The organism is Enterobacter sp. BIDMC 26 (assembly GCF_000534435.1).
GTDB classification, from domain to species: domain Bacteria; phylum Pseudomonadota; class Gammaproteobacteria; order Enterobacterales; family Enterobacteriaceae; genus Enterobacter; species Enterobacter ludwigii.
Genome location: NZ_KI973182.1, coordinates 3,861,064 through 3,874,316, shown reverse-complemented (window position 1 = coordinate 3,874,316; position 13,253 = coordinate 3,861,064). Strand labels below are relative to the sequence as shown.

At 53.3% G+C, this 13,253-nt stretch carries 7 protein-coding genes, 2 tRNA genes, 2 rRNA genes and 1 riboswitch; of the genes, 9 read left to right on the top strand and 2 right to left on the bottom strand.

Annotated elements, in window-relative coordinates; translation table 11 throughout:
- The first annotated feature begins 323 nt into the window (after positions 1-323).
- Positions 324-1,241: a DNA-binding transcriptional regulator OxyR gene (gene oxyR, locus L462_RS05220; protein WP_014172176.1), complete on the top strand. Its 918-nt coding sequence runs from the start codon at positions 324-326 to the stop codon at positions 1,239-1,241.
- Here oxyR and sthA read toward each other — a convergent pair.
- Positions 1,224-2,624, bottom strand: coding sequence for a Si-specific NAD(P)(+) transhydrogenase (gene sthA / locus L462_RS05225; protein WP_014172175.1), 1,401 nt, complete (start codon positions 2,622-2,624; stop codon positions 1,224-1,226). The two genes, oxyR and sthA, sit on opposite strands and share 18 nt — an antisense overlap.
- Positions 2,625-2,820: 196 nt before the next feature.
- On the opposite strand from sthA, the gene fabR reads away from it, so the two are divergent.
- Together fabR and L462_RS05235 are read left to right on the top strand one after the other, a co-directional pair.
- Positions 2,821-3,459: an HTH-type transcriptional repressor FabR gene (gene fabR, locus L462_RS05230; protein WP_008501784.1), complete on the top strand. Its 639-nt coding sequence runs from the start codon at positions 2,821-2,823 to the stop codon at positions 3,457-3,459.
- Positions 3,460-3,468: 9 nt separating this feature from the next.
- The gene (locus L462_RS05235) at positions 3,469-3,828 is read left to right on the top strand and encodes a YijD family membrane protein (RefSeq protein WP_020883939.1); all 360 of its coding nucleotides are present in this window, start codon (positions 3,469-3,471) and stop codon (positions 3,826-3,828) included.
- Between the two features lie 41 nt (positions 3,829-3,869).
- Here the strand turns inward: L462_RS05235 and trmA are convergent, their stop codons facing one another.
- The gene (gene trmA / locus L462_RS05240) at positions 3,870-4,970 is read right to left on the bottom strand and encodes a tRNA (uridine(54)-C5)-methyltransferase TrmA (RefSeq protein ID WP_032679233.1); all 1,101 of its coding nucleotides are present in this window, start codon (positions 4,968-4,970) and stop codon (positions 3,870-3,872) included.
- 104 nt (positions 4,971-5,074) lie between these two features.
- Positions 5,075-5,251: riboswitch (cobalamin riboswitch) on the top strand.
- A gap of 65 nt (positions 5,252-5,316) precedes the next feature.
- Between trmA and btuB the strand changes: the two genes are divergently transcribed.
- From btuB to L462_RS05270, 6 genes are all read left to right on the top strand, one after another.
- Positions 5,317-7,164, top strand: a complete 1,848-nt coding sequence (btuB, locus tag L462_RS05245) for a TonB-dependent vitamin B12 receptor BtuB (protein ID WP_032679232.1) — start codon at positions 5,317-5,319, stop codon at positions 7,162-7,164.
- Positions 7,109-7,960 carry a glutamate racemase gene (gene murI / locus L462_RS05250; RefSeq protein ID WP_020883936.1) on the top strand — a complete coding sequence of 284 codons (852 nt, stop codon included), beginning with the start codon at positions 7,109-7,111 and terminating at the stop codon, positions 7,958-7,960. The genes btuB and murI overlap by 56 nt, the downstream gene beginning before the upstream one ends.
- A gap of 383 nt (positions 7,961-8,343) precedes the next feature.
- Positions 8,344-9,883, top strand: a 16S ribosomal RNA gene (locus L462_RS05255).
- 70 nt (positions 9,884-9,953) lie between these two features.
- Positions 9,954-10,030 (top strand) — tRNA-Ile (locus L462_RS05260).
- Between the two features lie 38 nt (positions 10,031-10,068).
- A tRNA-Ala gene (locus L462_RS05265) sits at positions 10,069-10,144 on the top strand.
- A 180-nt stretch (positions 10,145-10,324) separates the two neighbouring features.
- Positions 10,325-13,230: ribosomal RNA gene (locus L462_RS05270) — 23S ribosomal RNA — on the top strand.
- Together the 16S and 23S rRNA genes with 2 tRNA genes alongside form the textbook arrangement of a ribosomal RNA operon.
- Positions 13,231-13,253: the final 23 nt, after the last annotated feature.

Below are 13,253 nucleotides of genomic sequence, written 5' to 3'. Positions count from 1 at the left end.
TGCGGGCTGGTGCCCTCACCCCGGCCCTCTCCCACGGGGAGAGGGAGTAAACACTAAAAATGGCAACTTCGGTTGCCATTTTGCTTTTATCCCCGGCCTTTTTTACGCAAAAAAAATGCGGACCACGGGGTCCGCAAAAGTTCACGTTGGCTTTAGTTGTTCGAGTTTTGAGAGAAACTCGCTGACGGTGCGGGGACGTCAAGGGTCAAACACGTGCCGCCTCGTCTATGTGGTGTATTATTCAACAGAATGCTTGATAGGGATAATCGTTCGTTGCTATGCTATCTATCGCCATGAACTATCGTGGCGACGGAGGATGAATAATGAATATTCGTGATCTTGAATACCTGGTAGCGTTAGCCGAGCACCGCCATTTTCGCCGCGCGGCAGATTCCTGCCACGTCAGCCAGCCTACCCTGAGCGGCCAGATCCGCAAGCTGGAAGACGAGCTGGGCGTGATGCTGCTGGAGCGCACCAGTCGTAAGGTACTGTTCACCCAGGCAGGTCTGCTGCTGGTGGATCAGGCGCGCACCGTGCTGCGCGAGGTCAAAGTGCTCAAGGAAATGGCAAGCCAGCAGGGGGAGGCAATGTCCGGCCCGTTGCATATTGGCCTGATCCCAACCGTTGGCCCGTACCTGTTGCCGCACATCATTCCAATGCTGCATCAGACGTTCCCGAAACTCGAAATGTATCTGCATGAAGCGCAAACCCATCAGCTGCTGGCGCAGTTAGACAGCGGCAAGCTCGACTGTGCCATTCTGGCGCTGGTCAAAGAGAGCGAAGCTTTTATCGAAGTGCCGCTGTTTGATGAGCCCATGATGCTGGCGATCTATGAAGATCACCCGTGGGCGAACCGCGATCGCGTGCCGATGGCCGATCTGGCCGGTGAAAAACTGCTGATGCTGGAAGATGGTCACTGCCTGCGCGATCAGGCGATGGGCTTCTGCTTCGAAGCGGGTGCTGACGAGGATACCCATTTCCGCGCAACCAGCCTTGAAACGCTGCGGAATATGGTGGCGGCGGGCAGTGGGATCACATTGCTGCCGGCACTGGCCGTGCCGCGCGAACGTAAACGTGACGGCGTGGTTTATCTGCCATGCATTAAACCAGAGCCACGTCGTACCATTGGTCTGGTTTATCGTCCGGGTTCACCGCTGCGCAGCCGCTATGAGCAGCTGGCAGAGGCCATCCGTGGTTCGATGGATGGCCATTTTGACAATGCGTTAAAACAGGCGGTTTAAACCGTTCAGTGCCGCGACCCGATAGGCTTCCGCCATGGTCGGGTAGTTGAAGGTGGTGTTAACGAAGTACTCGATGGTGTTACCACCACCTTTTTGCTCCATGATCGCCTGGCCGATATGAATAATCTCCGCCGCGCGTTCACCAAAGCAGTGAATACCGAGGATCTCTTTCGTCTCGCGATGGAACAGGATCTTCAGCGTACCCACGCTCATTCCCACGATTTGCGCCCTCGCCAGATGTTTAAACTGTGCGCGACCCACCTCGTAAGGCACCTTCATTGACGTCAGCTGCTGCTCGGTTTTCCCGACGGAGCTGATTTCCGGGATGGTATAAATACCTGTCGGAATATCTTCGATCAGATGTGCCGTCGCTTCGCCTTTCACCAGCGCCTGCGCCGCGATGCGTCCCTGATCGTATGCTGCAGAAGCCAGGCTTGGATAACCGATAACATCACCGACGGCATACACATGCGGCAGGGCTGTCTGGTACATGCTGTTCACCTTCAGCTGACCGCGGCTGTCGGTTTCGAGCCCGATATTTTCCAGAGCCAGAGAATCGGTGTTACCGGTACGGCCGTTGGCGTACAGCAGGCAGTCAGCTTTCAGCTTCTTGCCCGATTTCAGATGCATGATCACACCGTCGTCGCAGCCTTCAATTTTCTCGTACTCTTCGTTGTGGCGAATCACCACGCCGCTGTTCCAGAAGTGGTAAGAGAGCGAGTCTGACATTTCCTGATCGAGGAAGGCCAGCAGGCGGTCGCGGGTGTTGATCAGGTCAACTTTCACGTCCATGCCCCGGAAGATCGACGCATATTCGCAGCCAATCACCCCTGCGCCATAGATAATCACATGACGGGGTTCGTGGTGCAGGCTCAGGATGGAGTCGCTGTCGTAAATGCGCGGGTGGGAGAAGTCCACGTCTGCCGGATGGTACGGGCGTGAACCACAGGCGATAACAAATTTTTCCGCCGTGATGGTTTCGACCGACCCGTCGTGGCATTCGAGCGCCAGGGTGTGTTCATCAACAAAGTGCGCATTGCCCTGCAAAATTTCACAGTGGTTACGCTCATAAAACCCCTGGCGCATCCGTGTCTGCTGGTTAATAACGGTATCCGCATGATTCAGGATGTCAGCAAAGGAGGAACGAAGAAGTCGGGAGTGGTCGCTGTAAAGAGGGTTCTGGTTAAATTCAATAATGCGGCTAACGGCATGGCGGAGGGCTTTGGAAGGGATGGTGCCCCAATGGGTGCAACCGCCGCCAACGTTATGGTAGCGCTCTATCACCGCTACTCTGGCTCCCTGTTTCACCAGTCCCATAGCAGCGCCTTCGCCGCCGGGGCCGGAACCTATCACAATTGCGTCGTAATCGTAGGAATGTGGCATGGTAAGGCTTACCTGTTCTTATACATAAAAGCAACAGAATCATAACATCATTGCCCGAGTAACCCAATTATCGTTGTGCTTTTTTCCGGCAGTGGAGCACAAACCGTACGTAAACAATCATTCACAAAGCCAGGCAAACAGATTAATTTTATTCTCTGGTATAGTGCCATCAGGCCTTTGGAAGGATTCAACTATCGTGATGGGCGTAAGAGCACAACAAAAAGAGAAAACCCGGCGTTCGCTGGTGGAAGCCGCATTCAGTCAACTGAGTGCCGAGCGTAGTTTTGCCAGTTTAAGCCTGCGTGAAGTTGCGCGCGAGGCCGGGATTGCGCCAACGTCCTTCTACCGTCATTTCCGTGATGTGGATGAACTGGGTCTGACCATGGTCGACGAGAGCGGACTGATGCTGCGTCAGCTTATGCGCCAGGCGCGGCAGCGTATCGCTAAAGGGGGGAGCGTGATCCGCACCTCTGTGTCGACCTTTATGGAATTTATTGGCAATAACCCCAACGCGTTTCGCCTGCTGTTGCGGGAACGTTCCGGAACATCAGCCGCGTTCCGTGCCGCTGTGGCGCGTGAAATTCAGCATTTTATCGCGGAACTTGCCGACTATCTTGAACTCGAAAACCATATGCCGCGTGCGTTCACTGAAGCACAGGCTGAGGCGATGGTGACGATTGTTTTCAGCGCGGGTGCCGAAGCGCTGGATGTCAGCATCGAACAACGCAAGCAGCTCGAAGAGCGACTGGTATTACAGCTCAGGATGATCTCCAAAGGCGCGTACTACTGGTATCGCCGTGAACAAGAGAAACTGGCACATCAAACCGAAGAGTGAAGGTGAGTAATGAAACAGTCAGGTCAGGATAAGGGTACGCTGTTGCTGGCATTGATCGCTGGCTTATCAATTAATGGCACGTTTGCGGCTGTGTTCAGCTCGATCGTTCCATTTTCTATTTTCCCGCTTATTGCGCTGGTGCTGACGGTGTACTGTCTGCATCAGCGTTACCTGAACCGCACCATGCCGGTCGGGTTGCCTGGGCTGGCCGCGGCCTGCTTTATTCTTGGCGTGTTGCTGTATAGCACCGTGGTGCGTGCAGAGTATCCGGATATCGGTTCTAACTTCCTGCCGGCGGTACTTTCTGTGGCACTGGTGTTCTGGATTGGCTCGCGCATGCGTAGCCGCAAGCACGAGCTGCCGGAGTAAGAGAGTGTGATGGCAGGCAGGTTGACCTGCCTGCCATCACGTTACTTCGCGGTAAGAAGTACGCCGCACTCCATATGGTGCGTATACGGGAACTGATCGAAGAGAGCCAGACGTTCAACATTGTGCGTCTGGCTTAATGTTTCGAGGTTCTTGCACAGCGTTTCCGGGTTACAGGATATGTACAAAATACGCGGGTACGCCTGCACCATCTTCTCGGTTTCGCTGTCCAGGCCACTGCGCGGCGGATCGACAAAAATCGTCTCACACTGGTAACTCTTCAGATCGATCCCCTCCAGGCGATTAAACTGGCGTACGCCATTCATGGCCTGCGTGAACTCTTCTGCAGACATACGAATGATCTGCACATTGTCGATGTGATTGGCGGCAATGTTGTACTGTGCAGCGGCAACGGACGGCTTGGCAATCTCCGTCGCCAGGACGCGCTCAAAGTTACGCGCCAGCGCCAGGGAGAAGTTGCCGTTCCCGCAGTACAGCTCTAGCAGATCGCCCTTTGACCCTTCGGTCGCCTTCAGCGCCCAGTCCAGCATCTGTACGTTCATTGCTGCGTTTGGCTGGGTAAAGCTGTTCTCAACCTGGCGGTACACCATCTCTTTTCCCGCCACCGACAGACGTTCGTCGATGAAATCCTGATCCAGCATGATTTTGGTTTTTGTTGCACGACCAATCAGGTGAACATTGATGTTCTGCGCGCGCAGGGCATCGCGCAGCGCTTCTGCCTGCTCGCGCCATTCGTCATTCAGCGCTTTGTGATACAGCAGAGAGACGATCGCCTGGTTGCTTTGTGTGGTCAGATAATCAATCTGGAACAGCTTGTGGCGCAGCACAGGGTTGTTGCGTACGCCGTCGATCATCAGCGTCATGAGCTGGTTGATGAGTTCACTCGCCGCCGGGAAACTGTCAACCCGAATGCGGGACTTCGTCTGCTGATCGAAAATGATGTGGTACAGGTCGTCACCGTCGTGCCAGATGCGGAATTCCGCACGCATGCGGTAGTGGCTAACGGGCGAGCGGAACACCTCAGGAACGGGCGCGTTGAAAGGCGTCATCATACTTTGCAGGCGGACAACTTTCTCTGCCAGCTGTGCGTCGTACTGTTCTGTTGGGAGGTGTTCGGGGGTCATGATGCGTCCTGAGTGATAAAGAATTACGCGGGGATTGTAGGGATTGTGCAGTGGATGTCCAGATTTAATGGCCAATAGCTATCTGGACATCTATACGTGTCTAATTGTAGCATTCTGTTTCCGGTCTCCTGAGAGTGAAAAGGGAATCCAGTGAAAATCTGGAGCTGACGCGCAGCGGTAAAGACTGGCGGGATGAGAATTGTAGACACTGTGAAAATGGGAAGTCTTCATCCGCAAAACGCCACCTAGCCCGAAGACCTGCCGGGATCACGTCGCATTTGGTTTCGTCATCGCGTGCTATAGATGAAGCCTGCGGCATCCTTCTTATATTGTGGATGCTTTAACAATGATTAAAAAAGTATCGCTGTTGACGGCGTTGTCCGTCACGGCATTTTCGGGCTGGGCGCAGGATAGCGCCGACTCGTTGGTGGTGACAGCAAACCGTTTTGAGCAACCTGTTAATACCGTTCTTGCACCAACGTCTGTGGTGACGCGCGAGGATATTGATCGCTGGCAGGCAAACACCGTCATTGACGTTATGCGTCGCTTGCCTGGCGTGGATACCGCTCAAAACGGCGGAATGGGGCAACTTTCCTCTCTCTTTATTCGGGGGACTAATTCCAGTCATGTTCTTATTCTTGTCGACGGGATCCGTCTTAACCAGGCTGGGGTAACGGGGTCGTCCGATCTCAGTCAGTTCCCGATCGCCCTGGTGCAGCGCATTGAATATATTCGCGGGCCACGCTCTGCAGTCTATGGTTCTGATGCGATTGGTGGCGTAGTGAACATTATTACTACCCGCGCAAAGGACGGCACGACGTTGAATGCGGGCGTAGGCTCGCATGGCTACCAAAATTACGGCGGCAGCACCCAGCAAACCCTGGGTGACAGCACGCGCGTGACGCTGGCGGGTGATTATACCTATACCAAAGGCTTTGACGTGGTCGCGGATGGCAACAACGGTGGTCTGGCCCAGACCGATCGTGACGGCTTTATGAATAAAACCCTCTACGGTGCGCTGGAGCATGCTTTCTCTGATCAGTGGAGTGGGTTCGTTCGCGGCTATGGCTACAGCAACCGTACCGCCTATGACGGCTATTACAGTTCATTTACGCCTGATGTTTTGGTTGATACCCGTCAGCTCTATAGCCAGACCTGGGACGCTGGACTGCGCTTTAATAATGACATCTTCCATTCACAACTTCTCACCAGCTACAGCCACAGCAAAGATTATAACTACGACCCGCATCTGGGACGTTATGATTCCAATGCCACGCTGGATGAGATCAAACAGTACAACGTGCAGTGGACTAACTCCGTTGAGGTGGGCCATGGCAATATTGGCGCAGGTGTCGACTGGCAGAAGCAGAGCACCGAACCAGGAACAAGCTATGTCACAAACGGCTATGACCTGCGTAACACCGGCGTCTACCTGACTGCACTGCAGCAGTTTGGCGACTTTACCCTGGAAGGGGCAGCGCGTAGCGACGATAACTCTCAGTTTGGTCGCCATGGCACCTGGCAGAGCAGTGCGGGCTGGGAGTTCATTGAAGGTTATCGATTCATTGCCTCGTATGGCACTGCCTATAAAGCACCCAACCTCGGGCAGTTGTATGGTTTCTATGGCAACGACCATCTTGATCCTGAGGAGAGTAAACAGTGGGAAGGCGCGTTCGAAGGCCTGACGGCTGGCGTAAACTGGCGCGTATCGGCCTATCGCAATGACGTTGATAACCTGATCGACTTTAATAACAACCTTCAGGAATACTACAACGTAGGCAAGGCGCGTATTAAAGGGGTTGAAGCCACAGCGTCCTTTGATACAGGTCCACTGACTCATACGGTTGGTTACGATTACGTGGATGCACGCAATGCGGCAACAAACCAGCTATTGGATCGCCGGGCTAAGCAGCAGGTGAAGTATCAGCTTGATACGCAGGTCTATGAATTCGACTGGAGCCTGACTTACCACTACCTGGGAACACGTTACGACACTGACTTTGGTACCTACCCGTCTGAAAAGGTGAAAATGGGCGGCGTAAGCCTGTGGGATGTCGCAGTTTCATATCCTGTCACCTCTCACCTTACAGTTCGTGGTAAAATAGCCAACCTGTTCGATAAAGATTACGAGACAGTTTATGGCTACCAAACTGCAGGACGGGAATACACCTTGTCTGGCAGCTACACCTTCTAATCCGCGTCCCACCGTGCTGGTATTTGATTCCGGCGTCGGTGGGCTTTCGGTCTATGATGAGATCCGACATCTTCTGCCGGATCTCCATTACATTTACGCCTTTGATAACGTCGCGTTCCCGTATGGGGAAAAGAGTGAAGACTTTATTGTTGAGCGTGTGGTTGAAATCGTCACCGCGGTACAAAAGCGTTATCCCCTCTCGCTGGCGGTCATCGCCTGTAACACGGCCAGTACAGTATCGCTTCCTGCATTGCGCGAAAAATTCCAGTTCCCGGTTGTGGGCGTTGTTCCTGCAATAAAGCCTGCCGCACGTCTGACGGCAAATGGCATTGTTGGTTTACTGGCAACGCGAGGCACGGTGAAGCGACCTTATACGCGCGAGTTAATCGACCGCTTTGCCAACGAATGCCAGATTGCGATGCTCGGTTCGGCGGAACTGGTCGAGATCGCCGAAGCGAAGCTGCACGGAAAGGCAGTGCCGCTCGAAGAATTGCGCCGTATTCTCCGCCCGTGGCTGCGGATGCCGGAGCCACCGGACACCGTTGTGCTGGGGTGTACCCATTTCCCTCTATTACAGGAAGAGTTATTAGAAGTTCTGCCTGAGGGCACGCGGCTGGTGGATTCGGGGGCGGCTATAGCCCGACGTACGGCCTGGTTGCTGGAACATGAAGCCCCGGATGCAAAATCTGCCGATGCAAACATCGCTTTTTGTATGGCCATCACCAACGAGACCGAGCAACTTTTGCCCGTTTTACGCCGTTATGGCTTTGAAACGCTCGAAAAACTGGCGCTGTAGCACGATTTTGAGCAAAAAAGAGACGGTTGAACGTTTTTTTTAAAAGAGGGGTTGTCAACGTCTGAGAACTCCCTATAATGCGCCTCCACTGACACGGAACAACGGCTTACAAGCCGCCGGGTTAGCGGGGTTCAGAGATGAACACCAACAGAGAAAAGCAAAAATAAATGCTTGACTCTGAATGAGGAAAACGTAATATACGTGACCTCGCGACGGTGAGCTGTAAGCCGCGTCGCAACTGCTCTTTAACAATTTATCAGACAATCTGTGTGGGCACTCAAAGTGACATGGATTCTTAATGTCTTCGGACACTAAATGAATACCAAGTCTCTGAGTGAACATACGTAATTCATTACGAAGTTTAATTCACGAGCATCAAACTTAAATTGAAGAGTTTGATCATGGCTCAGATTGAACGCTGGCGGCAGGCCTAACACATGCAAGTCGAACGGTAGCACAGAGAGCTTGCTCTCGGGTGACGAGTGGCGGACGGGTGAGTAATGTCTGGGAAACTGCCTGATGGAGGGGGATAACTACTGGAAACGGTAGCTAATACCGCATAACGTCGCAAGACCAAAGAGGGGGACCTTCGGGCCTCTTGCCATCAGATGTGCCCAGATGGGATTAGCTAGTAGGTGGGGTAATGGCTCACCTAGGCGACGATCCCTAGCTGGTCTGAGAGGATGACCAGCCACACTGGAACTGAGACACGGTCCAGACTCCTACGGGAGGCAGCAGTGGGGAATATTGCACAATGGGCGCAAGCCTGATGCAGCCATGCCGCGTGTATGAAGAAGGCCTTCGGGTTGTAAAGTACTTTCAGCGGGGAGGAAGGTGTTGTGGTTAATAACCACAGCAATTGACGTTACCCGCAGAAGAAGCACCGGCTAACTCCGTGCCAGCAGCCGCGGTAATACGGAGGGTGCAAGCGTTAATCGGAATTACTGGGCGTAAAGCGCACGCAGGCGGTCTGTCAAGTCGGATGTGAAATCCCCGGGCTCAACCTGGGAACTGCATTCGAAACTGGCAGGCTAGAGTCTTGTAGAGGGGGGTAGAATTCCAGGTGTAGCGGTGAAATGCGTAGAGATCTGGAGGAATACCGGTGGCGAAGGCGGCCCCCTGGACAAAGACTGACGCTCAGGTGCGAAAGCGTGGGGAGCAAACAGGATTAGATACCCTGGTAGTCCACGCCGTAAACGATGTCGACTTGGAGGTTGTGCCCTTGAGGCGTGGCTTCCGGAGCTAACGCGTTAAGTCGACCGCCTGGGGAGTACGGCCGCAAGGTTAAAACTCAAATGAATTGACGGGGGCCCGCACAAGCGGTGGAGCATGTGGTTTAATTCGATGCAACGCGAAGAACCTTACCTACTCTTGACATCCAGAGAACTTTCCAGAGATGGATTGGTGCCTTCGGGAACTCTGAGACAGGTGCTGCATGGCTGTCGTCAGCTCGTGTTGTGAAATGTTGGGTTAAGTCCCGCAACGAGCGCAACCCTTATCCTTTGTTGCCAGCGGTCCGGCCGGGAACTCAAAGGAGACTGCCAGTGATAAACTGGAGGAAGGTGGGGATGACGTCAAGTCATCATGGCCCTTACGAGTAGGGCTACACACGTGCTACAATGGCGCATACAAAGAGAAGCGAACTCGCGAGAGCAAGCGGACCTCATAAAGTGCGTCGTAGTCCGGATTGGAGTCTGCAACTCGACTCCATGAAGTCGGAATCGCTAGTAATCGTAGATCAGAATGCTACGGTGAATACGTTCCCGGGCCTTGTACACACCGCCCGTCACACCATGGGAGTGGGTTGCAAAAGAAGTAGGTAGCTTAACCTTCGGGAGGGCGCTTACCACTTTGTGATTCATGACTGGGGTGAAGTCGTAACAAGGTAACCGTAGGGGAACCTGCGGTTGGATCACCTCCTTACCTTAAAGAACCTGCCTTTGTAGTGCTCACACAGATTGTCTGATGAAAAACAGCAGTAAAAAACCTCTACAGGCTTGTAGCTCAGGTGGTTAGAGCGCACCCCTGATAAGGGTGAGGTCGGTGGTTCAAGTCCACTCAGGCCTACCAAATCTGTCATGCAGATTTGAAGAGGTTGGTCATACGATGGGGCTATAGCTCAGCTGGGAGAGCGCCTGCTTTGCACGCAGGAGGTCTGCGGTTCGATCCCGCATAGCTCCACCATCTTTTACTGCGAAAACAAGAAAACTTCAGAGTGAACCTGAAAAGGTGCACTGCGAAGTTTTGCTCTTTAAAAATCTGGATCAAGCTGAAAATTGAAACGACACACATGTTATGTGTGTTCGAGTCTCTCAAATTTTCGCAAGCCGGTGGTGAATCGAAAGAAACATCTTCGGGTTGTGAGGTTAAGCGACTAAGCGTACACGGTGGATGCCCTGGCAGTCAGAGGCGATGAAGGACGTGCTAATCTGCGAAAAGCGCCGGCGAGGTGATATGAACCTTTGACCCGGCGATGTCCGAATGGGGAAACCCAGTGTGTTCCGACACACTATCGTTAACTGAATACATAGGTTAACGAGGCGAACCGGGGGAACTGAAACATCTAAGTACCCCGAGGAAAAGAAATCAACCGAGATTCCCCCAGTAGCGGCGAGCGAACGGGGAGCAGCCCAGAGTCTGAATCAGCTTGTGTGTTAGTGGAAGCGTCTGGAAAGTCGCACGGTACAGGGTGACAGTCCCGTACACGAAAGCACACAGGTTGTGAACTCGAAGAGTAGGGCGGGACACGTGGTATCCTGTCTGAATATGGGGGGACCATCCTCCAAGGCTAAATACTCCTGACTGACCGATAGTGAACCAGTACCGTGAGGGAAAGGCGAAAAGAACCCCGGCGAGGGGAGTGAAAAAGAACCTGAAACCGTGTACGTACAAGCAGTGGGAGCCTCTTTTATGGGGTGACTGCGTACCTTTTGTATAATGGGTCAGCGACTTATATTCTGTAGCAAGGTTAACCGTATAGGGGAGCCGAAGGGAAACCGAGTCTTAACTGGGCGTTAAGTTGCAGGGTATAGACCCGAAACCCGGTGATCTAGCCATGGGCAGGTTGAAGGTTGGGTAACACTAACTGGAGGACCGAACCGACTAATGTTGAAAAATTAGCGGATGACTTGTGGCTGGGGGTGAAAGGCCAATCAAACCGGGAGATAGCTGGTTCTCCCCGAAAGCTATTTAGGTAGCGCCTCGTGAACTCATCTTCGGGGGTAGAGCACTGTTTCGGCTAGGGGGCCATCCCGGCTTACCAACCCGATGCAAACTACGAATACCGAAGAATGTTATCACGGGAGACACACGGCGGGTGCTAACGTCCGTCGTGAAGAGGGAAACAACCCAGACCGCCAGCTAAGGTCCCAAAGTCATGGTTAAGTGGGAAACGATGTGGGAAGGCACAGACAGCCAGGATGTTGGCTTAGAAGCAGCCATCATTTAAAGAAAGCGTAATAGCTCACTGGTCGAGTCGGCCTGCGCGGAAGATGTAACGGGGCTAAACCATGCACCGAAGCTGCGGCAGCGACACTATGTGTTGTTGGGTAGGGGAGCGTTCTGTAAGCCGTTGAAGGTGTCCTGTGAGGGATGCTGGAGGTATCAGAAGTGCGAATGCTGACATAAGTAACGATAAAGCGGGTGAAAAGCCCGCTCGCCGGAAGACCAAGGGTTCCTGTCCAACGTTAATCGGGGCAGGGTGAGTCGACCCCTAAGGCGAGGCCGAAAGGCGTAGTCGATGGGAAACAGGTTAATATTCCTGTACTTGGTGTTACTGCGAAGGGGGGACGGAGAAGGCTATGTTAGCCGGGCGACGGTTGTCCCGGTTTAAGCATGTAGGCGGAGGTTCCAGGTAAATCCGGTTCCTTGTTAACGCTGAGGTGTGATGACGAGGCACTACGGTGCTGAAGTAACAAATGCCCTGCTTCCAGGAAAAGCCTCTAAGCATCAGGTAACATCAAATCGTACCCCAAACCGACACAGGTGGTCAGGTAGAGAATACCAAGGCGCTTGAGAGAACTCGGGTGAAGGAACTAGGCAAAATGGTGCCGTAACTTCGGGAGAAGGCACGCTGATATGTAGGTGAAGTCCCTGCGGATGGAGCTGAAATCAGTCGAAGATACCAGCTGGCTGCAACTGTTTATTAAAAACACAGCACTGTGCAAACACGAAAGTGGACGTATACGGTGTGACGCCTGCCCGGTGCCGGAAGGTTAATTGATGGGGTTAGCGGTAACGCGAAGCTCTTGATCGAAGCCCCGGTAAACGGCGGCCGTAACTATAACGGTCCTAAGGTAGCGAAATTCCTTGTCGGGTAAGTTCCGACCTGCACGAATGGCGTAATGATGGCCAGGCTGTCTCCACCCGAGACTCAGTGAAATTGAACTCGCTGTGAAGATGCAGTGTACCCGCGGCAAGACGGAAAGACCCCGTGAACCTTTACTATAGCTTGACACTGAACACTGGTCCTTGATGTGTAGGATAGGTGGGAGGCTTTGAAGCGTGGACGCCAGTCTGCGTGGAGCCAACCTTGAAATACCACCCTTTAATGGCTGGTGTTCTAACGTAGACCCGTGATCCGGGTTGCGGACAGTGTCTGGTGGGTAGTTTGACTGGGGCGGTCTCCTCCCAAAGAGTAACGGAGGAGCACGAAGGTTAGCTAATCCTGGTCGGACATCAGGAGGTTAGTGCAATGGCATAAGCTAGCTTGACTGCGAGAGTGACGGCTCGAGCAGGTGCGAAAGCAGGTCATAGTGATCCGGTGGTTCTGAATGGAAGGGCCATCGCTCAACGGATAAAAGGTACTCCGGGGATAACAGGCTGATACCGCCCAAGAGTTCATATCGACGGCGGTGTTTGGCACCTCGATGTCGGCTCATCACATCCTGGGGCTGAAGTAGGTCCCAAGGGTATGGCTGTTCGCCATTTAAAGTGGTACGCGAGCTGGGTTTAGAACGTCGTGAGACAGTTCGGTCCCTATCTGCCGTGGGCGCTGGAGAATTGAGGGGGGCTGCTCCTAGTACGAGAGGACCGGAGTGGACGCATCACTGGTGTTCGGGTTGTCATGCCAATGGCACTGCCCGGTAGCTAAATGCGGAAGAGATAAGTGCTGAAAGCATCTAAGCACGAAACTTGCCCCGAGATGAGTTCTCCCTGAGACTTTAAGTCTCCTGAAGGAACGTTGAAGACTACGACGTTGATAGGTCGGGTGTGTAAGCGCAGCGATGCGTTGAGCTAACCGATACTAATGAACCGTGAGGCTTAACCTTACAACGCCGAAGATGTTTTGGCG